Annotated in this window: 17 protein-coding genes; 10 read left to right on the top strand and 7 right to left on the bottom strand. The window is 58.9% G+C overall.

Annotated elements, in window-relative coordinates; all coding sequences use genetic code 11:
• Positions 1–2 precede the first annotated feature (2 nt).
• The 5 genes from ELE36_RS00540 to ELE36_RS00520 all read right to left on the bottom strand — a co-directional run bounded on the left by ELE36_RS00540 (position 3) and on the right by ELE36_RS00520 (position 3,899).
• Entirely contained in the window at positions 3–1,028 is a 1,026-nt protein-coding gene (locus ELE36_RS00540; protein WP_129831236.1) for an aldo/keto reductase, read from the bottom strand.
• A 130-nt stretch (positions 1,029–1,158) separates the two neighbouring features.
• A complete protein-coding gene (locus ELE36_RS00535; RefSeq protein WP_129831235.1) occupies positions 1,159–1,380 on the bottom strand; it encodes a hypothetical protein in 222 nt (73 codons plus the stop codon).
• A gap of 95 nt (positions 1,381–1,475) precedes the next feature.
• Positions 1,476–3,053: a phospholipase D family protein gene (locus ELE36_RS00530; RefSeq protein ID WP_129831234.1), complete on the bottom strand. Its 1,578-nt coding sequence runs from the start codon at positions 3,051–3,053 to the stop codon at positions 1,476–1,478.
• Positions 3,054–3,080: 27 nt separating this feature from the next.
• Positions 3,081–3,239 carry a DUF3309 family protein gene (locus tag ELE36_RS00525; protein WP_129831233.1) on the bottom strand — a complete coding sequence of 53 codons (159 nt, stop codon included), beginning with the start codon at positions 3,237–3,239 and terminating at the stop codon, positions 3,081–3,083.
• A 123-nt stretch (positions 3,240–3,362) separates the two neighbouring features.
• Positions 3,363–3,899, bottom strand: a complete 537-nt coding sequence (locus ELE36_RS00520; RefSeq protein WP_129831232.1) for a DUF4142 domain-containing protein — start codon at positions 3,897–3,899, stop codon at positions 3,363–3,365.
• Positions 3,900–4,345: 446 nt separating this feature from the next.
• Between ELE36_RS00520 and ELE36_RS00515 the strand changes: the two genes are divergently transcribed.
• The 5 genes from ELE36_RS00515 (at position 4,346) to ELE36_RS00495 (ending at position 12,845) form a co-directional block, all read left to right on the top strand.
• Entirely contained in the window at positions 4,346–7,390 is a 3,045-nt protein-coding gene (locus ELE36_RS00515) for a DUF11 domain-containing protein (RefSeq protein WP_129831231.1), read from the top strand.
• Positions 7,391–7,540: 150 nt separating this feature from the next.
• Entirely contained in the window at positions 7,541–7,921 is a 381-nt protein-coding gene (locus tag ELE36_RS00510) for a helix-turn-helix domain-containing protein (RefSeq protein WP_165371406.1), read from the top strand.
• A gap of 239 nt (positions 7,922–8,160) precedes the next feature.
• Positions 8,161–10,101 (top strand): patatin-like phospholipase family protein, encoded by a 1,941-nt coding sequence (locus ELE36_RS00505; protein WP_129831229.1) that lies wholly within the window; start codon positions 8,161–8,163, stop codon positions 10,099–10,101.
• Positions 10,102–10,208: 107 nt separating this feature from the next.
• Positions 10,209–11,102 (top strand): hypothetical protein, encoded by an 894-nt coding sequence (locus tag ELE36_RS00500; RefSeq protein WP_129831228.1) that lies wholly within the window; start codon positions 10,209–10,211, stop codon positions 11,100–11,102.
• A gap of 45 nt (positions 11,103–11,147) precedes the next feature.
• Entirely contained in the window at positions 11,148–12,845 is a 1,698-nt protein-coding gene (locus ELE36_RS00495) for a DUF2235 domain-containing protein (RefSeq protein ID WP_129831227.1), read from the top strand.
• 78 nt (positions 12,846–12,923) lie between these two features.
• On the opposite strand, the gene ELE36_RS00490 is transcribed toward ELE36_RS00495, so the two are convergent.
• A complete protein-coding gene (locus ELE36_RS00490; protein WP_165371405.1) occupies positions 12,924–13,481 on the bottom strand; it encodes an ECF-type sigma factor in 558 nt (185 codons plus the stop codon).
• A gap of 163 nt (positions 13,482–13,644) precedes the next feature.
• Between ELE36_RS00490 and ELE36_RS00485 the strand changes: the two genes are divergently transcribed.
• The 4 genes from ELE36_RS00485 to ELE36_RS00470 all read left to right on the top strand — a co-directional run bounded on the left by ELE36_RS00485 (position 13,645) and on the right by ELE36_RS00470 (position 22,189).
• Positions 13,645–17,106 (top strand): YncE family protein, encoded by a 3,462-nt coding sequence (locus ELE36_RS00485; RefSeq protein ID WP_165371404.1) that lies wholly within the window; start codon positions 13,645–13,647, stop codon positions 17,104–17,106.
• Positions 17,107–17,167: 61 nt separating this feature from the next.
• Positions 17,168–17,908, top strand: a complete 741-nt coding sequence (locus ELE36_RS00480) for an ATP-binding cassette domain-containing protein (RefSeq protein ID WP_129831224.1) — start codon at positions 17,168–17,170, stop codon at positions 17,906–17,908.
• A gap of 2 nt (positions 17,909–17,910) precedes the next feature.
• Positions 17,911–19,401, top strand: a complete 1,491-nt coding sequence (locus ELE36_RS00475; protein ID WP_425480923.1) for a glycine betaine ABC transporter substrate-binding protein — start codon at positions 17,911–17,913, stop codon at positions 19,399–19,401.
• Positions 19,402–19,570: 169 nt separating this feature from the next.
• Positions 19,571–22,189 (top strand): hypothetical protein, encoded by a 2,619-nt coding sequence (locus ELE36_RS00470; protein ID WP_165371403.1) that lies wholly within the window; start codon positions 19,571–19,573, stop codon positions 22,187–22,189.
• 144 nt (positions 22,190–22,333) lie between these two features.
• Here ELE36_RS00470 and ELE36_RS00465 read toward each other — a convergent pair whose 3' ends face one another.
• Entirely contained in the window at positions 22,334–23,560 is a 1,227-nt protein-coding gene (locus ELE36_RS00465; RefSeq protein WP_129831221.1) for a sterol desaturase family protein, read from the bottom strand.
• Between the two features lie 390 nt (positions 23,561–23,950).
• On the opposite strand from ELE36_RS00465, the gene ELE36_RS20905 reads away from it, so the two are divergent.
• A complete protein-coding gene (locus ELE36_RS20905; RefSeq protein WP_129831220.1) occupies positions 23,951–25,297 on the top strand; it encodes a BclA C-terminal domain-containing protein in 1,347 nt (448 codons plus the stop codon).
• Positions 25,298–25,606: the final 309 nt, after the last annotated feature.

Here is a 25,606-nt window from a genome sequence, read left to right as displayed (position 1 = left end):
TGTTATCGCGGCACGTGTCCAAGCATCGGAAAACCATTCTGATGCCAAGTCGGATATGCCGGCGTGAGTGCGCTCGCGGCGTCGAGCCTCGCGACTTGCTCGACACTCAGATTCCAATCGACCGCACCGAGATTCTGCACGAGCTGTTCTTCATTGCGCGCGCCGATGATCACGCTCGAAACCGTGGGCCGCTGCAACAGCCAGTTCAACGCGACTTGCGTCACCGACTTGCCAACCTCGGCTGCAACCGCATCAAGCGCATCGACCACCTTGAACAACCGGTCGTCCGACACTTCCGGTCCGGTGCCTTCGCCATCTTTTGCGCGACTGCCCGCAGCGGGCGGTTGGCCACGGCGAATCTTGCCCGTGAGTTTGCCCCAGCCGAGCGGGCTCCACACCATCGCACCGACGCCCTGATCGATGCCGAGCGGCATGAGTTCCCATTCGTAATCGCGTCCGAGCAGCGAGTAATACGCCTGATGCGCGACATGCCGCGGAAAGCCGTACCGATCCGCCACCGCGAGCGATTTCATGAGGTGCCAGCCCGAAAAATTGGAGCAACCGATGTAGCGAATCTTGCCGGTGCGCACGAGCCGGTCGAGCGTGCCGAGGGTTTCCTCGATCGGTGTATGCGCGTCGAATCCGTGCAGCTGGAACAGATCGATATGCTCGACGCCGAGACGGGTGAGCGCCTTGTCGACCGCATCGATCAGATGCACACGCGAGGAGCCATAATCGTTCGGCCCATCGCCAACCGGAAACGTCGCCTTGGTCGAAATCAGCAACTGATTGCGCCGACCCTTGATCGCTTTGCCGAGAATTTCCTCGGCGGCGCCACGCGAATACACATCGGCGCTGTCGAACAGATTCAAACCATGTTCGAGACAGATGTCGATGAGGCGCGTGGCCTGCGCCACGTCGGTACTCCCCCAGGCTTTGAAAAATTCGGTCGTGCCGCCGAACGTGCCAGTACCAAAACTAAGTACGGGCACGCGTAGACCGGATGCGCCAAGGCGACGATATTCCATGATGGATAACCTCTGCAGCTCAAGAATGAGACCGATGATAATTCAGAATTGCGCGCCGCAACGAAGCTGGAGCCACGCCTATGTTCGCCGCACTATCATCCATCATTCAAAGCCGATCGGTGTCAGCGAGTTATGTGCGCTTGCTGCCGAATCCGAGCAGCAAGCCGCCGACAACGATGGCACCGACACCGGCCCACATCGGCACGTTGACGGTCTCTTGTTTTTTAACCGAGAGTTCGACTGGCCCGAGCTTGACTGGAGTCGTATCACGCGTGTAACTGAAGCTGCCGTAGATCAATCCGAGCGCGCCGCCAATGATCAGGACGATGGCGATAATTCGTGTGGTGTTCATTTTTTTCTTCCCCTTGATGATGAATTTTCTTGCGCGAAGGCAAGGACAATATAACGATAGTCGTTGCGTAACTATGTGATAACCACTAACGCTGGTTACAACAAACCTTCGATCGGCAAGAGCCGCAACATGAAGACTTCAAAGCGACGACCTTTGGTCGCATCCGGCTCTGAGTCTGCGCTCATGGTCGCACCGTCCTTGCTCCACAACCACGACATTTTCGCCGCGTGCGCATTCGTATCCGGCGAATCTTGCAACACGACATGAAACGCGTTTTGCGGCGCGCTGGCATCGTCGAAAAATTTCTTCACCGCATGTGCCAGAGCCGGTGAATCGATGATCACGCCCATCTCGGTATTGAGCAATTTCGAGCGTTGATCCATATTCATCGAACCGATGAAAACATGCTCATCATCCCCCACCACGGCCTTTGCATGCAGGCTTACACCGGATGACGTTCCGTGCGCTGTGGCGGATTGTTTTTCCCCGGGAGCGGGACGTAGTTCGTACAGTTGTACGCCGCCTTCGAGCAGTCGATGGCGGTATCTGGCGTAACCGGTATGCGCCGCGGGCTCATCGGTGGCGGCGAGCGAATTGGTCAGGATTTTTGTGCTCACGCCGCGCTGCGCCAGCGCTGATAAAAACGACGCGCCGCTATCGCCCGGAACAAAATACGGCGACATCACGAGCACTTCGGTTTGCGCCGCATCGATCATGGTTTTGAGTTTCGGCCCAATGCGCAACGCCGGATTGTCATCGCGCGCATCGATCTTTTCGGGCTGGTCGGCAATCACCGTGGCCGCGCCCCAGAACCATTCGCCACGACGATCCGCTGTAGCACCATTGGGCAGTTCTTCGAGCGATGCAAGGGCGTAGTCCGATTGCTCAAACGCGCGTGCATCATGCTGCAATGTGCTACGCAGTCGTGCGAGGTCTGGCGGAGTGTCGCGCGTATTTTTATAGGCGGCGACCGGAAATGCGGCGTCGCAATTCCAGTAGTCGTCGAAAATTTGCGAGGCCTCTTTGACAACCGGACCGATCGCGACCAGATCAAGATCGCGGAAATTTGTTTCCTTGTCGGCACCGAAATAATCGGCACCGATATTGCGTCCGCCGATGATCGCCGCGGTATTGTCGGCGATGAAAGATTTGTTGTGCATGCGCCGATTCAGGCGCCGGCCTTCGAGTGCAAATTGCGCGACCTTGGACAACATCGATGGCGCGCGCGTCTGGAACGGATTGAAGCGCCGTATCTCGATATTCTCGTGGGCGTCGAGCGCATCGAGCAAACGATCTTCGTCGGTCAGATTCAGATCATCCAGCAGAATGCGCACGCGCACGCCGCGATCCGCTGCGGCCAGAAGATGTTGCGCGATCAGGCGCCCGGTCGCATCGTTATGAAAAATGTAGTACTGCAAATCCAGCGAATGTTGCGCGTGATCCGCCAACGCAACACGACTCAGAAGCGCGTTGATATTGTTGCCGAGCAGGCGAAATCCCGACTGCTCGGCATGGCCATTCAACTCGCTGGCGATGTAGCGCGCCGATGGAGTATCCACCACCGGCGGCAACGCCGTCGAAGCTTGTTTGACAAAATCCGGACGCAACCCAGAGCAACCGACCGCAGTCATCGCAACCAATGTCGCGACAAGCAGATGAATGAAAATTCTCATTGCCGGTCAATCGCGATTCGGTCGCGGCTAGATGCGACCCATCAGCAGCAGCACGACGAGGATCAGCACGAGCGCGCCAAGGCCGCCACTCGGGCCGTAACCCCAACTTCTGCTGTGCGGCCAGCTCGGAATCGCGCCGACCAAAAGCAACACCAGAACGACCAATAAAATTGTGCCTAACGTCATGTTATTTCTCCTGTGGAATTTTCCGTACGTGGATTCGGATCAGTAATCTTTAGCGAAACGTTTTGCACCTCCCGCATCCGAACGATTTGCTTTTTTATACTTTTCCAAATTTTTTTGCGCTGATCAATTTCTGGCCAGTGCATCCGCCATCTGCAAGTGATGTTTGACGACCGGCAAGGTCTTCTGCGCGAAGGTCTTGATATCCTGGTTGGTCGCATTGCCTTGGGTCTGTTCGAGCAGCGCCGCCATTTTCTTGTGATCGCGGCGCATCGCATCGACATAGGCGCGATCAAAATCGGCGCCTTGCTTGGTGGCGAGTTGCGCCTTTAGACGTACATGGTCGGCATCCATGTCGGTGGGCGTGCGCAGATTTTCCTTTGCCGCAAGCAAGGCCAATTCCTTGTTATTGGCCGTGTGCGCATCAACCATTTGCTGTGCGAAATTTTTCACCGCCGGCGACGCCGAAGACACCAGCGCCAGTTGGCTCAGCTCCACTTCGGCCAGACCACCCTCACCCGCTTGCTGCACAAATCCAGCGTCGCGATTCTCTGCCGACGTAGCCGGTGCGCCAGTGGTTTGCGCGAGCGATGGCAGGCCAATGGCGAGCGCTGCGGCCACAAGGGCGAATTGAATCGTCAAGCTGATTTTTGTCTGAGACATGTCTCTCTCCGCTTCGAAATCTTGCGGAGAGTTCTGCACGCTCTGTGCCAGCGCTTGTTACGGATCCCGAGCGTTAGGCATCGTGCTTGCAGTTGCCCCTCAGCGCGTTGAAAACTCGTGCTCGGGACAAGTCCTGGGATGGCGCAAGCTCGTCATCGCCACGTTGGCAAAGCTTTCGAGTGAAACCAAATCCGTCGGGATTAACGCACGATCAAGACTCGCGATAGTGCATAACGCAATCTGCCACGACCATCAAGAATTCGAATTTGTCGCGCACCGCCGCCAGCGATCGTTCGACCGCACCTCTGGACTCCGCCCGCAGACCCACGTTTTTCCATACGTACTAAACCCATGGACGTAAACAAGGGCTTCGGGCATGCTCGCCCGCTGCAAAAAGTGTCGGCGCCGTTGCGTCAGCACCAAATCTGACCGGGGCGACCAGACCAATGATAAAACGTATTTTCGTGCGCAGCGGAATGCTGCTCGCACTCGCATCAGTGCTGCTCTTGTTGAACGCGTGCCAGACTTCCGGCACACGTTCCAACGCGCGTTGGGCCGAGCACGAGGAAGAAGAACGCGGCCCGCCCGATGGGGATTATTGGGCGATGCGCGTGGCGTATCCGACCGGGCATTTTGAACCGCAGTGGCTCAAGGAAGCGGCCAAGCAGGATGCCTTGATCGCGTCGGCCGTACCGGCGGGCAGCAAGTCCTATCGGCGCTCGGCGTTATCGCCAATGACGCTGACGCCGAATCAGTTCACGCCGATCGGACCGCAGCCGCTGAATGACAACGGCTTCGGTTTCGGCCATGTCTCCGGCCGCGCGAATGTGCTCGCGGTCGATCCGGTTCAGACCAGTGTGGCCTACGCCGGTTCGGATGGCGGCGGCGTGTGGAAAACCACCAATTGCTGTTCCGCCGCGACGACGTGGACGGTGAAAACCGATATTCCGCAACTCGCCACAATCGCGGTCGACGACATCAGCATCGATCCGAACAATCACATGGTCGTCTACGCCGCGACCGGCGATCTGAATTACGGTTCGTTTTCATTTGGCGCGGCCGGCATATTGAAGTCGGTCGATCAGGGCGAAACCTGGGTCGAACTCGGCGCCGATGTATTCACGCCTTTCTACGGCCCGTCGGCTGGCGGCTTTCCGCAGTATCAGGCGGTGAGCAAGGTCGTGATCGATCCGAATAACTCGAATAACCTTATCGCGGGCACCAAGACCGGCGTGTTTTTTTCCTACGACGCCGGCAGCAACTGGAGCGGCCCGTGTTACACCAATACGTTCAACACGCAGCGTCAGGATACGACCGGTTTGCTCGCAGTGAACAACACCGGCAGCACCACCGTTTATGCGGCTGTCGGCACACGCGGCAATCCCACGCCGGTGCAGCCTGATCTGGTCAACAACGGCGCCAACGGCGTATATCAAACGAGCATGCCGACAAGTGGATGTCCTTCTAGCTGGACGCTCAGCAACGTCGGCTGGCCGACCGGCACGGGCAACGGCGTGGCCAATACCTCGCGCGGCCGAATTGAGCTGGCGGTGGCGCCGACCGATCATCAGACCCTGTACGCGATGGTGTCGAATGTCGCGACCAACGGCGTGCTCGGCGTATGGAAAACCAATAATGGTGGTGTGAGCTGGACTGCCGCAGCGACGTCGGCCGGCTTCGGCGGTTGCGACACCCCGGGCACGCAGATGTGGTACGACGCCGGCCTGACCGTCGATCCAAACAATGCCAACACGGTTTTCATGAGCGGCGTGGATGTATTCCGCTCGACCAACGGCGGCACCAGTTTCACCAACCTCACCTGCGGTTATCAGGGCGGCAATGCCGGCACGATCACGCATGTCGATCAGCACGCCCGCGCGTTTGTCGGCACCGATTCGAGCAAGTTGCTGATCGGTTCGGACGGCGGTGTGTATTACTCGTCGAACGCGAATGCGGCGACGGTGGCGAATGTTGCGTTCACGCCGATTAACGACAGCCTCAACACCATCGAGATCTATTCCGGCGACATCACCGGCAATTTCGCGACCGCTGCGAATCCGGGTGCGACCGGCGGTTTTCAAGATAACGGCAGCGGCTCGGTACAGTTCGCCGGCACGCCATCGGCAACGGTGTGGCAAAGCACGAACGGTGGCGATGGCATGTTCTCGCGCATCGAACCGGTGCTTGGCCAGCGCTGGTATACCTCGGTGTATTACGGTGCGATCGCGATCAGCAAAACCGGCCCGTTCGGCACCATGACCACGGCCTACGGCGCGTGGGGTCAAGGTAGTCCGACGACAACTGACCGCAAGGGTTTTCTGATGCCGTTCGACCTGTATCGTTACGGCGATACCAGCGTAGCCGGCAGCGGCTGCGACACCACCAGCGGCTGCAGTCATTTGATCGCCGGCACGTATCGCGTTTGGGAATCTTTAAACGGCGCGTCGTCGTCCACCGCGGCCTCGCGATGGGCGGCGAAGACCGGCGACGTTACCAAGAACAATCTGATCCTCGGCACCGACAATCGTTCCTACATCAACCAGGTGCATTATTCGGTGAGCGATGTACGCGTGGCGATGACCGCCAGCAACGACGGCAATGTCGAATATATTTTCGGCCTCGGCACTGCGGCTGCGGCCACTTCGGTGAACGTCACCGGCGGCAACGTCGTGCTGCCGAACCGGCCGATCCAGAACGTCGCGACCGATCCGAACGATCCGCTGATCGGCTACGCCGCAGTCGGCGGATTCGATCAGAACACCGCGGCCACGCCGGGGCATGTTTTCCGTGTGACCTGCACCACCAATTGCGCGACGTTTGGGTGGGACAACAAGACCGGCAACCTGCCGAATATTCCGGTCAACGCGATCATCGCCAACCCGCATCTGCCGAGTCAGATTTTTGTCGGCACCGACTGGGGTTTGTATTTCACCAACGACATCACCGCGGCAAGTCCGGTGTGGCAGCGCTTCGAGAATCTGCCGCACGCGATGGTATGGGATCTGGTGATCGATCGCGGCTTCACCACGCTTGCCGTGTTCACGCGTTCGCGCGGCGCGTGGGTGTGGCCGTTGCCGACCGCGGCGATCGGCGGCAGCGCCGATCTTGAAATCAGCATCAGTGCCGCGAGCATCGTGCAAGCCGGAAAAACCCTGAGCTACACCACCACGCTGACCAATCACGGCCCGGATGTCGCTAGCAATGTCGTGGTCAGCAACAGCACACCTGCGGGACTCGGTTTTGTCGGCAATAGCGGTGATTGCAGCGGCGTGTTTCCGTGCAGTTTTGCCAGCGTCGCATCGGGCGCGAGCAAGATCATCACCACGACCTTGTGTGTACCGTCGACGTATACCGGGGCGAATCCGATCATCACCGCGGCGAGTGCTTCCAGCGATGTGAGCGATCCGGCCACCGGCAATAACAGCGCCAGCGCAAATACCGCGCTCGATCTGGATGCGATCTTCATCAATGGCTTTGAAGCTTGCCCGTGATAGCTGCGGCGATCGTCGTCTGACCAGCACGACGATCGCCGTATTTTCAATTACCGGATGCATATCACCAAAACCATTGTGAAGACGTGCTAATGTGTAGCGATACTAACGAAACAGTATTGCTATATGAAAAATTCAAGCACAGCTAAAGTGCCTATTGGTCGTCTGGCGGATCGAATCCGGCTCGCCCGGCGTAATGCCAAACTTTCGCAGACGGCATTGGCGCAGCGCGTCGGCGTTACCCCCAGTGCTGTGGCGCAATGGGAGCATCCCGACGGCACCAAACCCGGCGTGGATAGGCTGCAGGCGATCGCCACGGCGACTGGCGCAGCGTTTGAATGGCTCGCAACCGGCGGCGGCGATCAGCGCCGGCGACGCGGCGGTGGTGATGCCACACCCGCTGTCGTGGTTGAATCTTTCGCCCAGGATCTCGCCGAGGAATTGTTGCTGGATCGGTTCCGCGCCTTGCCAAAACGCGCGCGAGACTTGCTCAGCTCACTGCTGGTGGAACTCACCTCCGCTCGCCGCTGATCGATTCGACCGTTAGCGTCACTGTAGCTCCGCGACGCCTGGAAAATACACCGCTTGCGCTAATGTCCGGCTTCGCCAAAGGGGATCAACAACAACGGCGCGCTCTCGGAAGAATCCACTGTTTCGGCACGCCTGTTTTTGCGCGAACGCAGATTCTGATCGCGCATTTTCCAGCTAGCCGGTGACCGTCCAGCGCACGTTATTGCATCCCTCTCCCATTCGCCGCACTGGAGACATGCATGACCGTCGATACCGTTCGAGAAACCCTGTGGCAAGCCGTGGTCGACGCGCAAACGGCATTGAGCAATGCGATTACAGCCGGCGATACACGTGCGCGCAACGAAGCAACCATCGCATTCCGCAGCGCCCGCACGAGCTTCGAGCAACACGTCACCCATCTCGCCCGCAGCACGCCGGTGGCTGCCCCCAACGCGCCGAAAACTCTCAACGGTCATGTCTGGCCGTATCCCGATTACACCGAAATGCAAGCCGTGCACGAGCAGGCGACAGCCGCGCCAGGCGCCGATGCAGGTCTGTTTCCGATGCCGTTCGTCGGCCTGTGTTTGTCGGGCGGCGGATCGCGCGCCGCATCGGCGGCGATGGGTGCATTACGCGCGCTGCGTTATCTCGGCTTACTCGAAAAAGTCACGTTCATTTCCACGGTTTCCGGCGGCGGCTGGGCCGGCGTGCCTTATACGTTTTGCCCGGATGCGATCAGCGATGACGAACTGCTCGGCCCGGTCGTGCTCGATCCGTCGCTGCTGACCTGGGACAACGCCTCCGGCAAGTCGCAATACGCGTTGAATATGCTCAGCCCGCATGCGATCGGCAGCCTTTGCACCCGCGTCGGCATCACCGAATTCATCGAACAAGTGGTCGAGTTGCGCGACAACGGCGTGGCCGATGAAATGCTGTGGAATCGTGCCGTCGGCAAGCTGATCCTGGAGCCGTTCGGCCTCGGCGATCAACTCGCCAGCGCGGTGCCGACGATGTATTTCAGTTACACGCCGTGGTGGCGCGACAACGTCGTGCGCAAGACCAATCCGGCGCTGAAAGCGCAGGATTTTTACACCGTGCAGATGAGCCCGGGGCGCACGCATCGGCCGTATCTGATCACCAACTCGACGTTCTTTTATCCGCCGCCAGCTGACGCGCCGAGCGCCATCCGCGGTCGCAGCGCGGTGTTCGACGCTAGCGCCGATCCGTATCCGTTCGAGGCGACGCCGATGGTCGCGGGCATACCACCATCGTTCGCTGCACAAGGAAATAATGGTCGCGATCTCGGCGGCGGATTTGTCGATCCGTTTGTGTTCGGATGTAACGCGCCGACCACGCCGCCGGTCCGGCAGATGTTCAACGTGCCGACGCCAGCGGCGCGCTACGCCTTGTCGGATATCGCCGGCACCAGCAGCTCGGCGTATGTCGATGTGTTGATCACGCGGTATTCGTCGTGGTTTCCGTGGGTGGAGAATCTCGATCCGACTTACAACTACTGGCCCGTGCTGAACGTCGGCACGCAAAAGAACACGGCCACGCCGTATCTTTTCGGCGACGGCGGCATCATGGAAAACACCGCGATCATGGCGATGCTGCGACGTGGTGTGCCGAATATTCTGAGCGTATTGAGCTGCAATCAGGCGATGTATATCGACAGCAAAGGTGTGATCGTGGTCGACGACATGCTGCCGCCGCTGTTCGGTTATCTGCCGTATCACGCCAGCGATGATCCCGGCAAAAACGGCTACAAACCGCTGTCGTCCGATCCGACCTCGCTGGTTCGCTACAACCAGGTCTTCGACCCGGCCGCGTTCCTGCCGCTGATCACGCAACTGTGGCAGGCGGCATCAAGCGGCGGCTCGGCGATCTACAAACAGACCGGCCTCGTGGTGCGTGCGAATCCGCGTTTTGGCATCGCCGGCGGTTATAGCGTCAACGTGCTGTGGCTGTACAACAATCCGGTATCGAGCTGGTATTCGCAGCTGCCGTTCCAGGTGCGTTTCGAGATGGATATCGATCCGCTGCGGTTCTGGAATTTCCCGAATTACGACACGGTCACGCAGTTGAATCTGGACGCGCGCCAGGTAAATCTGCTCGCGCATTTGTGGACATGGAATTTCGCCAGCGATGTGTCGATCAACGGCCGACCGAGCAATCGCACGCAGGTACTAAGCATGTTCTGAAGCATCCGCTCCGTAACGATTTCAGCAACAACAAAATCTATGGGTAGATTGCGCGCCGTGCCGGCAACATTTTGTCGGCACGTTTTTTCGGATTGAGGAAATCGGCCATGTTGATTTTTGTCGAAATCGCACTGTGTCTCGCGTTGATCTACGCGCTCGGCGCGCTGGTGTGCAGCGTCATCCACGAAGGCGTGGCGCAGATGTTTGCATTGCGCTGGAAAAGCCTCAACGTCGCGCTCAACGACATGCTTAATCCGGCCGACTACGCCAAATTCATGGCGCATCCGCTGATCAAGAATCTGTGGGACAGCAGCCGCAAACCGACACTGATTCCGAACATGGTCGCCGCGCGTGCGATCGTGCATGCGTTCGAGCCGGCAGATCAAAGTCCGATCACCGATGCCAGACAATTGCTCGCAACGATGCCGGCAATTTTACAGCGCCAGATCGTGCCGTTCCTGAGCAAGGAAACCGACAGCGTGCAGGATCTTTATCAGGCCGCGCAAAGCTGGTTCGACAACTCGATGACCGCCGCCAGCGATTGGTACGCACGTCAGGCGCACTGGCTCTCGATCGTCGTCGCGATCCTATTCGCGATCGCGCTGAATATCGAAACCGTGGCGATCGCGAGCAAGCTCACACAGGAACCAATCCAGCGCGCCGCGCTGGTCGAACTCGCGCAAAATACGGTCAAGCAATATCAAGAAAATCCGGCGTCGGTTTGCCCGGATATGGGCACGGCGATCGATCCGAAAACACGCCTGGCAACGTGTCTGGATTCGTTGACTGCGGTCGGCGGCGACCTGATTGGCTGGAACAAAACCGCGATGAATCAATTTTTGTCGTGGGCGATCCTGTTGCAACTGATCGGCTGGATTGCCAGCGGCTTGGCGATGTCGCTCGGCGCGCGTTTCTGGTTTGACGTGTTGTCGAAACTGATCTCCGTGCGCGCCGGACTCGCGCCCGCCGAAGCGGATCAGCCGAGCAAGAAACCCGCCTAGCCCCTCCGCAACAAAGAGCAACAGCTACGATATCAAGGATCCGTCATGCAGCAGATCGAACCCGGTAGGAATCTCGTGGTGTGTTGTGACGGCACCGGCAATCTGTGGCGCCCCGGCGATCACAAGACCAATGTCGTGAAACTGGTCGAGGCGTTGATCCGCGATCCACAGCGGCAGATGCATTTCTACGATCCGGGCGTCGGTACGCCGGACGGCTATATCAGTGACAGCGGACAGGCGTGGCGCGACTGGATGCGCCGTATCGGCGGTCTGGTCTGGGGCGACGGCGCATGGAGCAACGTCGCCGATGCTTATGCTTTTCTGGTGGAAAACTACCGACCGCAGGATCGGATTTTCCTGTTCGGATTTTCCCGCGGCGCATTTACCGCCCGCGCCGTTTCTGGTCTGGTGTATCTGTTCGGGATCCTGCATCGCGAAAACATCAACCTGATTCCAACCTTGCTGTCGGTGTATCGCACCGAGCCGGGCCTGAAGAAAAAATCCTGGCGGCGGAAATCCACGAGCAACCCGCGTCCAACGCGTGAAGCTGTCGGTCAGAGCATCAAGCAGGCGTTTTCGCTGGATATCGAAGTGCCGATCCATTTCATCGGCGTCTGGGACACGGTCGAATCGGTTGGCATGGATCAACTCGCGCTCGGCACGCACATCACGAGCTCGCCGGATGTTCGGCCGATTTTCCGCCACGTACGGCACGCGCTAGCCCTCGACGAATTGCGCTGGCCGTATCGCCCACGCTTGTACAAAATCCCGGAGGAACTACCCGAAGGTCACAGCGCCAAGCAGGTCTGGTTTGCCGGCGTGCATTCCGATGTTGGCGGCGGTTACGCGCAGTCGGGACTCGCCAATGCCTCACTGCACTGGATGCTGCGCGAGGCAAATGCGCATGGCCTGCTACTCGATTTCAACGAGCTGGATACGCATCGCATCAATGCGCTGGATACGCTGCACGATGAAGTCGCGCATTTGCCGGTGTGGACGGCGGTCGGCACGTTTTTGCGCAGTTATCCGGCGCAGATGTGCGTGCACGAATCGGTTGTCGAACGCATGCAGAATGCGCAGACAAAATATCGCCCGCAACTGCGCGCCGACTACGGCACCGAATTTACCGCGACCGGCATTTTCGACCTTCATGGCATTCCGTTGACGCGCGCGCTTCCGCTGGTTGCGCCCGCGGTGGTAGCAAATCCGCCCAATGACCGCACCGGCGTCTGGTTCTGGTTATGGTTGCTGATTTCCGGTACCACGACGATTTGGGGATTTTCACGCGATTACGAAAATCAATTCCGATTGGCGCAGGCACAATTTTTCGACGGCTGGCGCGGTCGTCTCGGCGACGTGCTTTCGACTTGGCATTCAACCTCCGGCGCGAGTATCGGCAAGCTCTTGTGCAACGACACGCTGACCATCGTTTTTTACGCCAGCCTACTGCCCGCGCTTGCGTTTTTGCTGCAACGCCTCGCACAACGCAATGGCGCGATCGGCAGCGTTCTCGGCAAATTTTTTCTGTATAGCGGACTGCTGCTGCCGCTTTCCGATGTCGGCGAAAATTTTCTCACTGCGCTGAACACCACCGATTTTGCACACGTCCATCCACTGTTTGCCATCGGCTGCTCGGTATTGACGGGACTGGCTTCGACGACAAAATTTCTGGCGTTGCTCGCGTTTCTCGGCGCGGCAGTTGTGTGCATCGCGAAATTTTTCAGGCGCGCCTTCGCCACATGACTTAGCGGCACACATACCGATCAGGCGGCGCATTCTTGTGAGTCGAAAACGCGAGCCTGAGATCGGCAATAACAGGATTCAGGTAGCGAGCCGGCGCCGCAGCCACGCGCGGCCGAACGCAAGATCGCGCTCGACGGTAGCGACGGAAATATCCAGCGCGGCGGCAACTTCATCGGCGCTCATGCCGCCGAAATAAGTAAGCTCCAGCGCGTTGGCAGTGCGGCGATCGGCGGCGGCGAGTGCGAGCAACGCGGCATCCAGATCGATCAATTCGGTATCGCCATTCACGGCCACTTGCTCGGCCAAATACAGCGACAACGACCCGACCCCGCCATTGCGTTTATCGGCCTGCCCGCGGCGCGCGTGATCGACCAGCACGGCGCGCATCTGCAGCGCGGCGAGTGCGCGGAAATGCGCGCGCGAACGGAAATCGGTGCTACCGCCGATCAGCCGCACCACCGCTTCGTGCACCAGCGCAGTGGCATTCAGGGTTTGTCCGCGCTCGCCGTGCAAACGCATGCGCGCCATGTCTTTCAGCATCGCGTAGATCTCGACACTGAGCGCGGCGGCGGCATTGCCATCGCCAGCGCGCCATGCAGCGATGGCCTGGGTGATGTTGTCGTCGCCTGCGCTCATGGGGTGTCGTTTGATCGTGCTGGTTAAATCATACATGCCGCACAAAAAACATGAAGGAGTTGTGCACCGTTTTGCGCTTGGGTGATCAGTCAATACGGAAACTGCAATCATGAATTCCCCCATTCCCACGACTTTGCTTTTTTTGCGAAACCGATCGGCGCGAATGATTGCACCGCGTCTCGCGCAAAAATTTCTGCTGCTGTTTTTGCTGCTGCCGCTTTTATCGTTTGCGACGATCTCCTACGACATCGCCCTGCCTGGCAGCCCGGGCAGCCTCGTCGTGAATCCGATCAGCGGAAAAGTGTATAGCAGCTCGATGACGTCAACGACCTTGATGGTGGTGGATGCGGCGAACACCGTAACGAATCTCCAGCTCGGCGCACAGGTGACCGGCCTCGCGCTGAATCCGTCGACCAACAAAATATATGTCACGACCACGGCCGATTTTGTGGTTGTGAATGGCAGCGACAACACGCTGACTCATATTGCGCTCGGCAGCGGATTATCCTGCGTGACGGTCGATACCACCACCAACCGCATCTACGTCGGCAATCACAATGCCGGCGTCATCAGCATGATCGATGGCAGCAACAACAGCGTGATCGCCAGCGTCACCATCGCAACTACGGTGCAGGCGATCGCAGTGAATCCGTTGACGCAAAAAATCTACGTCACGCTGATCGATTCAAGCAGTGTTGCCGTGATCGATGCGACCAGCAACAGTATCAGCGATTATGTCGATGTCGGTTACCACCCCTTCGGCATCGCCGTGAATCCGGCCACGAACATGATCTATGTCGCGAACCTCGGCGATGCGTTCATCACCGTGATCGACGGGGCGACACTGCAGTCTTTCAATCTGGATGGCGCGCTCGGGCTGATCGATTTTGCCATCGACAGCGTGCGCAACAAGATTTATATCTCGTGCTACAACTCCGACAAACTCATGCTGATCGACGGTGCGACGAATGCCGTCACTTTGCTGACCGTGCCGGGCTCGCCGTCGGCACCGGTCGTCAACCCGATCACCGGCAAGGTGTATTTCGGCAGCTCTGCCACGCACGCCGTGGTGATCCTCGATCCGTCGAACAATAATTTGATGCAGAGCGTGCCGTCGGGCCCGGTTTCCAATAATGGATATTATCCGCAGGCCGTGGCACTCAATCCAATCACGGGCCGCATCTACGCGGCCAATGGCGGCTGGTACACCATGAGCGTGATTGATGAAACCTATGCGGCGGTCGACAACCAAAATTATTTCCTGTCCACCGGACACTCGCCGCAATCGCTTGCGCTAAATCAAGTCACGAATACCGTGTATTCGGCGAATCGCGCGTCGAATACCGTCGGCGTGTTCGACGACACGTTGCAGATCAGTGTGACCGTCCCGGTCGGCAATGATCCTGTCTCGCTCACGACCGATGTCGTGAATGGCGAAACCTATGTGGTGAATCGCCTCGGCAACTCGGTCAGCATCATCAATGCCGATCACACCGTGCAGACCGTCGCAGTCGGCAACATGCCACTGGCGGTAGCGACGAATCCGGTAACGCATCGCGCTTATGTTGCCAACTCGACCGACAACACCGTCAGCGTGATTGATCGCGCCGTGGGTACGATCGGCACGATCACGGTCGGCACCGGGCCGCAGGCGCTGGTGGTGAATCCGGCTAACGGAAAAATCTATGTTGCGAATACCACGGCCGGCAGTGTCAGCATCATCGACGGCGCCAGCGCCACGATCGATGCGACCGTGCTGGTGGGCACGACGCCGACCGCGCTTGCCATCGATACGCTTAGCAACCGCGTTTATGTAATCAATCACGACAGCAATAATCTCAGTGTGATCGACGGCAATGCGATCGTGGCGACCATCGCGCTGGGCGGGCCGCCGCGCGCATTGGCGGTAAACGCGAATACCAAGCGCGTGTATGTCACCAATAGTCCGGTGTCGGCGCCAAACAGGGTCAGCGTGATCGATAGCGGTAACAACACGGTGGTGGCACAAGTCACGGTCGGCCCGCTGCCGAATACGGTGGCTGTCGACCCCGCCACCAACCAGATTTTCGTCGCGAGTTTTCTCGATAACACCGTCACCGTCATCGATGGCCAAACTCTCAAGCAATCCATCTACCAAGTCGGCACCAGCCCGTATGCGCTGGTGGTGAATTCGGTGACGCATCGCGCGTATGTCAGCAACAGCGCCAACGATTATATGAGCACGATTTCGCAGCAGGTTCGGCACGACAGCATTCCGTTGCAGAGCAATCCAGGCCTGCGCTTTCATACCAGTGCCGCCACGCAGAATTTTTTGTTCACCCCGAGCAGCGCTTATTCACCCTACGCGCTGCCAGCCACCGGCGTGTATTACCAGCTCGATAATCTGCTCGGATCGTGGATGGTCGCCAGCGCGAATGGCGATGGGAGTTTCTCTGGAAATTTTTCCGCGCTGAGCGCTGGCACGCATACGCTGTACGCATTCGCGGTGGATGGATTGCAAGCCAAAAATAACAGCGCTCCAGGTAATCCGATGATCGGAGACATGGCGGCGTATGCCTTTAACGTGATCGCAGCACCCACGCTCAACAGCGCCACACCGGGCAATGGCGCGGTCGGCAACAGTTACAATTTCAGCTACAGCGGCAACAGCATCGCGCCGATGTTTTATCAGGTGACGGTGGGCAGCCTGCCGCCCGGACTCACCCTTGCGCCGAACGGTACGATCAGCGGAATGCCGACACTCGCCGGTCTGTTTAGCGGCACGGTCACGGCCAGCAACGGCGCGCTGCCCGATCCATCACAGAGCTTCAGCATCAATGTCACGCAGGCGCCGAGCTTCATCAACACGCCGCCGAATGGCGTGATCAGCACGCCATACACATTCGATTATCAGGTGCTCGGCACACCTGCGCCGACGTTCGTACTGCTCAGCGGCAGCCTACCGTCGGGGTTGAGCTTGAGCAGCTCGGGTCACATCGGCGGCACACCTAGCGCAACCGGAATTTTCAACGCAACCATCTCGATCGACAACGGCGTGGGCGTCGATGCAAGCCAAGATATCGTGCTCACGATCGGACAGGCGCCACTGATTACCACCAGCGCAGCACCCGGCGGCAACGTCGCCACCGCCTACTCGTTTGTCTATGCGGCGAGCGGATTTCCAGCGTCGAATTTCAGCTTGCAATCGGGCACCTTGCCACCGGGTTTGTCGTTATCGACCGCCGGCATTCTGAGCGGCACACCGACAATACCCGGGCTCTACAGCGGCAGCATAAAAGCCGGCAACGGCATCGGCAGCGATGCGACGCAGAATTTCAGCATCACCATTACCCAGGCGCCGAGTATCACCAGCGCCGCGCCGCCGGGCGGCCATTTCAGCGTGGCCTACTCGTTCAGTTATAACGCCAGCGGTTCGCCTGCGCCGAGCTTTGCACTCGGCAGCGGAATACTCCCGCCCGGACTAACCCTGACACCCGCAGGATTGCTCAGCGGCAAACCGACCCTGGCCGGAACCTATACCGGCACTGTGCTGGCCAGCAACGGTGTGGGCAGCGGTGCGAGTCAGAATTTTTCGATCGTGATCGATACCGATCGGATTTTTGCGAATGGCTTTGAAGTGCCGTGAGAACGACAGAACAATTTCCGCGCAGTGGTATCTTGGCCTTTGCCTCGCCTGGAAAACGCGTATGTTTCAGCTTGACAACGTCAGCAAATATTACGGCACGACGCTCGCGCTCGAAGGCGTAACGCTCGAATTTCCGCGCGGTTCAATCAGTGCACTGATCGGCAGCAGCGGCTCGGGAAAATCCACCGTGTTGCGGTTGTTGCTCGGCCTGGAGCGCGCGGATAGCGGTGTCGTTCGCATCGACGGCGTACCGCTGCAAAACCTCGATCTGCTCGCGCTGCGTCGCGGCATCGGCTACGTCATCCAGGATGGCGGTTTGTTCCCGCATCTCAGCGCGTACGATAACCTCGCGCTGCTGCCACAGTATGTCGGCTGGCCGAAGACGCGCATCGAGGAGCGCATCGAAATCCTCGCCGCGCTCACGCATTTTCCGCGCGATGGATTACAGCGTTATCCGCTCGAACTTTCCGGCGGACAGCGCCAACGCGTGGCGCTGATGCGCGCGTTGATGCTCGATCCGCTGGCGCTGTTGCTTGATGAACCATTGAGTGCGCTCGATCCGATCGTGCGTTACGAACTGCAGGACGAACTCGCGGCGATTTTTACCGGCATCGACAAAACCGTCGTGCTGGTCACGCATGATCTCGCCGAGGCGGCATTTCTTGCGCCGCGACTGATTTTGCTCGATGCCGGCAAGGTGCAGCAGAGCGGCGATCTGGATGCCTTGCGACACACGCCAGCGAACGCATGGGTCGAACGTTTTGTACATGCTCGCCGCGATCTGACGGCGGCATCCGCATGAGTATTTTTCGTCATGTCGTATTGATCTTCGTGCTGGTTTTGTCGATCCATCCGGTATGCGCAAAACCGCTCGTGGTCGGCTCGAAAAACTTTACCGAATCGTTGTTGCTCGCAGAGATCGTGCGGCTGCAGGCGCAGCAGCAGCACATCGAAATGCAGCATCGTCGTGCGCTCGGCGGCACGCGCATCGTGTGGCGCGCGCTGGAAAACGGCGACATCGATATCTATGCGGAATACACCGGCACGCTACTGCGTGAACTGCTGCCGGAACTGCCAGCAAATGCTGGTCTCGCCGCGATCGGCGCGGCGCTGAAATCGCGCGGACTCGGCCTCAGCGCACCGCTCGGTTTCAACGACAGTTACGCGCTCGGCATGGCACGTACGGCGGCACAGAAACTCGGTATCGAACGCATTTCGGATCTGCCGAAACATCCTGAATTGCGGTTCGGTTTGTCGAACGAATTTCTGCAGCGCGGCGATGGTTGGCCGGCGTTGCGCGAAGCGTACGGATTGCCGCAGGTGCCGCGCGGCATGGATCACGACCTGGCGTATCGCGCCTTGAAAAGTGATTCGATCGACGTCGTGGATTTGTATACCAGCGACGCCGAAATTGCCTATTACGATCTGCGCGTGCTCGATGACGATCGCAAATATTTTCCGCGCTACGACGCCGTACTCGTGTATCGCCTCGATGCATTAAAACGCGAGCCGGCGCTCGCTGCCGTATTGCGGTCGCTGGGTGCGCGCATCGATCTCGCGGCGATGCAACGCATGAACGCCGCGGTGAAAATTTCAGCGCGAACCGATACTGATGTCGCTGCGGAATTTCTTGGTGTCGGGTCGGATTCGGCCGCAGATGCAGGCCGCATAACACGTATCCTCGCGCGCACACTGGAGCATCTCGAACTCGTCTCGCTGTCGCTCAGCCTGGCGCTCTTGCTCGGCCTGCCGCTCGGCATTTTCGCCGCGCGAAAACCAAGAGTCGCGCGTATCATTCTCTCGCTCACCGGCATCCTGCAAACCGTGCCATCACTGGCGATGTTCGTATTCATGATCCCGCTGTTCGGCATCGGGGCACCGACCGCGATCGTCGCTCTGTTTCTCTACAGCCTGCTGCCGATCGTGCGCAATACTTACGCCGGTTTGACTGGCATAACGCCCGAGCTGCGCGAGTCTGCCGCCGCGCTCGGCTTGCCGTATTCGACCCGCTTGTGGCGGATCGAATTGCCGCTCGCCGCGCGCACCATCCTGGCCGGAATAAAAATCGCCGCGGTGATCAATGTCGGCACTGCCACGCTCGGCGCGCTGATCGGCGCGGGTGGTTACGGCGAAACCATTCTCACCGGCATCCGCCTCGACAATATCGCGCTCATTCTCGAAGGTGCGATCCCTGCTGCGGTCATGGCACTGCTGGTGCAGGAAGTGTTCGAGTGGATTGAGCGGCAAATTTCGCCGCGCGCCTACAACACTGAAAACACCCGCGCTCGCGTTTGAATCCACACGCGTTTATCTACTCTCGCAAACTGGATTTGCAACATCCATAGAAGATTTTCTCGTTGACCTGGACACACGTTTTTGTACAACGCGCTATTGAATGTCGCAGTTCGTTCTAAAACGGCGTTACTCGTGGAAGCCAATTGCGGCAAGCCCAGGAGCACGCCTCATGTCACATCAAAACCACCGCATAACCGACCGAACCGTGCGGAGGTTTTCCGGCGGGCTTTGGCTGCTCGCAAGCGCGGTGATTTTCGCTAACACACTTGCACACGCACAAATCACCGATTTCGCCGGCTACAACTCCAATGTGAATGGTCCGGTCTACGCGCTCGCGGTGCAGGCGGATGGCAAGGCGCTGGTCGGCGGCACTTCGGCGGTCGGTACTCAGGCGCAATCGGGCATCGTGCGGTTGCTGCCAACCGGCCAGGTCGATCCCGATTTCAGCGCGCTCATCAATATCTCGAGCACGGTCGAGGCGGTCGCGGTTCAGAGCGATGGCCAGATCCTGATCGGTGGCAATTTCATCGCGGTGGATGGCACGGCGAAATCTTTTCTAGCACGATTGCATGCCGACGGCACGCTCGATACCGGCTTTGCTACCGCCGGCTCGGCCAACAATGATGTGAGCGCCGTTGCGTTGCAGCCGGATGGAAAAATCCTGATCGGCGGTTCGTTCACGAGTTACGCCGGCGCAGCACACAATCACATTGCACGCTTGTTCGCCGACGGCTCGATCGATCCGAGTTTCAACTCCGGCACGCTCGGTGTTATTTCCGGCGTACCGACCATCGAGAAGTTCCTCGTGCTGCCGAACGGCACAATGGTGGTCGGCGGACGCTTCGATAGCATCGGCGGCACTTCGCGTGTCGGTATCGCTCGGTTTTTCAGTACCGGCACACTCGATCTAAATTTTGATCTGCAACTCAGCGCCAACGCCGCGGTGTACGCGCTGGCGCTGCAAATGGATGGCAACATCCTGCTAGGCGGCCAGTTCACCACTTTGCGTGGCACGGTGATCAATCGCATCGCGCGCGTACTCGACAACGGCACGTTGGATGCCGGCTTTAATCCCGGCACTGGCCCGAATGCGTTTGTCCACAGCCTTGTATTGCGACCGAACGGCGCGCTGGTGATCGGCGGCATGTTCACCTCGTATGCGGGCAGTGCCTACAACCATGTGGCCGGTGTGAACAATGATGGCACGATCGATTTTTCGTTCACTATCGGCACCGGTGCGGGCACTTCTGGAAATCTCCTGCGCAGCATCGCGCTGCAAGCCGATGGCAATGTCCTGATCGGCGGAGATTTCGTCACGGTCAACGGTATTACCCGAAATCATGTGGCAAGGCTCACTGCGAATGGCTTGCTCGATGGCGGATTCGCCTCGCCGTTTTCCACGGCCGATGCGGTCGGCGGTGTCAGCGTGCAAACCGATGGTACGATTGTAGTCGGCGGATTTTTCAGTACGGTCGGCGGCCAGTCACGCAAGAATATCGTGCGTTTGCTGGCGACTGGCTCGCTGGATACCAGCTTCGCACCGGGCACCGGCGCCGATTCCGTGGTCAGCGCGCTCGCCTCGCAAACCGATGGTCGTGTGCTGCTAGCCGGCGACTTCGCCCACTACAACGGCACCACGCGCGGCATGATTGCGCGCGCCAAATACGACGGCACACTGGATACGTTGTTCGCGCCTACACCCGGCACAAATGGCCAGATGCTCGGCCTGCTGCTGCAACCGAATGGCAAGGTATTGCTGCTCGGCGGTTTCACCACGGTGAACGGTCAGCCACGCCAGAGTTTGGCGCGCATGAACAGCGATGCCAGTCTGGATACGACGTTCACGGCCGACCTCAGCGGCTTCGACTATCTGCAGTCCTTCGCGCTGCAGGCAGACGGCAAGATCCTTATCGCTGGCCGCTGCACCGATGCGGTGTGCGTCATGCCCAGCAGTCGCGTCGCACGCTTGAACAGTGATGGCACGCAGGACAACAGCTTCACTGTTACTACTGGCGTGCTGGGACCGGATCAACAGTCTCTCACCGGCTTGGCGGTGCAACCGGACGGGCGCATCCTGATCGCTGGCGATTTCATCAGCTACGCCGGTCAACCGCGTCTGCGCGCCGCACGCCTGCTCAGCAACGGCGCGTTCGATAGCAGTTTCGATCCCGGCACGCTGCTCAGCGACAATGTCAACGCGATGGCATTGCAAGCCGATGGCCGCGTGATCGTGGGCGGCAACTTCGGCTCGACCAGCGGCAGCACAAGAGATCTTCTCGCGCGCCTAAATGCGGATGGCAGCCTGGATTCTTCGTTCTATGACGACGGCATGGATGGGACGCCAAGCGGGATGAGCCTGCAACCCGACGGACGGCTGCTGCTCTCCGGCGGGTTTACCCTTTCCGGTGGACACAGCTACAACAAGATCACGCGCAAGATTCTGCCGGACGCGGCGACCCAGTCACTGACCGTCAACGCCAATGGCACGGTATTTACCTGGCTGCGCGGCGGCAGCTCGCCGGAGCTCACTGTGCCGCCCGTACTCGAGTGCTCGTATCACCCGAGCGGCAGCGGCGGCGTGATAATCACGCTCGGTGCGATGCAACGCATCCCCGGCGGCTGGCAAATCACCTCGACCGCACCGATTCGCATCGACAATTATTTCAATATCACCGCTACCAGTTACGCTACCGCAGCATCGACATTCGGCGACTCTTCACAACAGGTGATTCAAAGCAGCGCACGCGTAATTACCGTCGATCGAATTTTTTCGAACGGCTGGCAATGATCTGATGTTGCCAACGCTGGCGCGCCAAAGGTATTGGTCGCGTCAGCACTGGTTTTGCGATGGGTCGCGCGAAAAAATTTTTCTACTCAGAGATTTACGCAGCAAAAAGCCAGAATTTTCTAGAAATTTTCTATTCCTGGCCTTTCACTTCGTCGGTGTTGCTGTCGCCTTCGAGCGAAACGGGAACATCTGCTGGCGGATGAATCCGTCCGGCATGTAATCGCCAACCACGCCGTAGGTTGCCGGGAAACGTTTGGTCGGCGGCACGTTAACCGCGGTACCGAACAGGTGATCGAGAAACGCGTAGTGCGCGGCGTAATTCTTGTCGATCGCTTCGTCATCGGAGGCGTGATGCCAGTGATGAAAATCCGGCGTCACGATGATGTATCTCAGCGGCCCCCACGGCAGATGCACGTTGGCGTGATTGAATACCGCCTGGAAGCCGACCACGATGATGTAGGCGTTGATCACAGCCTCGCTGAAACCGAGTACGTACAGCGGCGCAAGCACCAGCACACGCGTGCAGATCAGCTCCAGCATGTGCTGGCGCGAACCGGCCAGCCAGTCCATGGTTTTCACGCTGTGATGCACGGCGTGATAGCGCCAGAAGTACGGAATTTCGTGATACGCGCGATGGGTCCAGTATTGCGCGAGATCGGCGACAAGAATGCACAACAACAGTTGCGGAATAAAACTGATGTGCTGCACGTATTGCTGGAAATCGCTGCTCACCAGCCAGCCGAACATGTGGTGAATCAGGAAATTCACCGTCATCAAAATCAACCCGACCAGAAAATGATTGACCGCAAAATGTTTCATGTCGGTCTGCCATTCCTTGCGGAAAATCGCTTGATCACGATACAGCGGAAACAGTTTTTCGATAACCACGAACAGTGTGGTCGAACCGAGCAGATCGATGATGAACCAGTCGAGGCCGATGTACGGCGTGTGATCGGCAAAATCATTCACGACCACGCGTGAACCGCCGCACGCAACCGCCACCAGCACGAATAAAAACGCGACGATATTCAAATTGCGGCGGCGCCCGACCACGAGATTTTTCAGCGCCAGTCCGCCGGCCAGCAACAAGCCGCCGAACAACATCAGGCGCAAGGTATCGACCGAATATTGATGGCGCAACTCCGGTGTGGTCAGGTACTGCGGAAAATGAAACGCGGCGACCGCGAGCAAACTCAAGAACCCGAGCGACAACGCAATCACGCTGGAAATAATGCCATCACCCGGCTGCATATGACCGCTGCTATGGAGCAATTCGGCGGTGCTATCGACCACCGCATCGACATGCTGCACCGGCTTTTGCACGGCGCCTTTGATGATCTTGCGAACGGATGATTTGGTCGGCTCGGACATGGCGTGATCTCCTTTGTCGCGCATCATGCCACGCCGCTGCGTGGTATTACGCAAAACTGCGTTTTTGTAAATTCGCCGATTGGGTAGTGCGATGCGAGGGGGGATGCTGCACAATCACGGCGTCGCCATTGACTCGCCCGCACTATCGGTCGCGCGCTATCGACGCAAACTCAGGGGGCTGGGAACTATGCAAACACCATCGTCTCGGCTCGCTTCGGCCATGCTGCGGATTTTTTGCGTGCCGCTTTCATGCGCATGCATGTTATCGGCGGCTAAAAAATAATCTCATTCGGTGTAACTTTTTCACGTGTGCTGGTTGCGCGATTTGATCGCTCCGACACCCGCTGATTTTCATCATTTCCGTTGCTGGTTCCACCGAGGAATTGCGTCATGAAAAACCTTCGCCTGTCCTCCCTCTCGCTGGCCATTGCGCTGACGTTCGGTAACGTTGTTCACGCCCAGGATGTCAGCGTGACTCCGCCGAGCGGCGGCGGTTTTGTGGTGAAGGACAGCAGCGGCAATGCGATCCGCTTCAAGATCGATGCCAACGGTAATCTGCTACTGCCGGGACTCGGCGCAGCGCTGCAGCAAGGCGCGCTTGTGTGTTTCGATACGACCACCGGCTTGCTCGGCCCCTGTGCGGCGGGAACCGGTAATGGCGCGATCGGCCCAACCGGCCCCGCGGGTTCGACCGGTGTCGCAGGTGCGACTGGCGCTGCCGGCACTACCGGGCCGATCGGCGCCACGGGTATCGGCCTAGTCGGGCCCACCGGTTCCAACGGAGCTACTGGTGCGACGGGTGTTGCCGGCGCCACCGGCGCGGGCGGCAGCGGCAGTGTCGGGCCGACTGGCGCAACGGGGTCGACTGGTTCAGCGGGAGCCACTGGCGTGACGGGTGCAACCGGTTTGATTGGTACTGCCGGAAATACCGGGAGCACAGGAATAACCGGCGCGGTGGGTTCAACCGGTTCTGCGGGAGCAACTGGCGTAACCGGTGCAACGGGTTTGATCGGTGTCACTGGAAATATCGGCAGCACCGGCTCGACTGGTGCTGCGGGCGCCACGGGAGCAACGGGATTACAAGGTCTGGTCGGCGCAACGGGTTCGAGCGGTATCGCTGGCATAACCGGTGTTACGGGCGACATCGGCGCTACCGGTGCAACGGGCACAACCGGCGTTACCGGCCCCACCGGCAGCGGGCCGAATCTGCCGGTGCTCGTTGCGCACCGGATCAATACCACACAATCCCTCGCACCTTTCGGCAGCTTTGGGAACATCGTGCTGCCAGACAACGTCTACACCTCGGGCGCCACATTGAATATCGCGACTGGCGCGGTCACGGTGCTGCAGGCTGGCATCTATCGCGTGAGTTATGTTGCAAATCCCCTAGTCCAATTTAACCTCAGCAGCAGCACCGTATCCGCGCGCGTGACGGTGAACGCTGTCACTCAGCCCGGTACGAGCAGCAGCATCAGCTTTCCGAGCAATAGCAATCAATCCGGCACGCTTACCGCCGAGGACATACTTTCGCTGAATGCCAATGATGTTCTGCAGTTGCAGCTCTCAACATCGGCGTCGCCGGGAAACGCAACTCTGCCCGCTGGTAGCAATACTTCACTCATGCTGATTGCACTGAACGTTGCATCGGGAGTCACGGGCGCTACCGGTGCTACTGGGGCGACAGGAGCAACGGGCGTAACTGGTATCACGGGTGCGACCGGCCCGACCGGACCCTGAAAAAATTCAGACGACCGTGCGTATTTGGCGGCGTACTGCATCACGCAACGGCGTGGTCAAAACGCAGTCAGGCTAAAAACTAAGCCGTGCTGGAAAAACATTTCCAGCACGGCTGCATAGCGCGCTTGTTCTGAATGAACACGCGCGTATTCCCACAGCTATCGCGGTGATCGCGAAATCCTTCCCGCAGATGCACCGCAGATTGCGGAAATCTTTTTTCACTACACGCATGCGCAGTACACAACCCAGCGCCGCGATCGTGCCTGATCTCTTGTTTGCGCAAGCGATAAGCGATGCGGCGATCTCCGC

The organism is Pseudolysobacter antarcticus, from assembly GCF_004168365.1.
GTDB classification, from domain to species: domain Bacteria; phylum Pseudomonadota; class Gammaproteobacteria; order Xanthomonadales; family Rhodanobacteraceae; genus Pseudolysobacter; species Pseudolysobacter antarcticus.
Note: the sequence above shows the minus strand (reverse complement) of the source record. Positions and strands in the feature narration are given on the sequence as shown.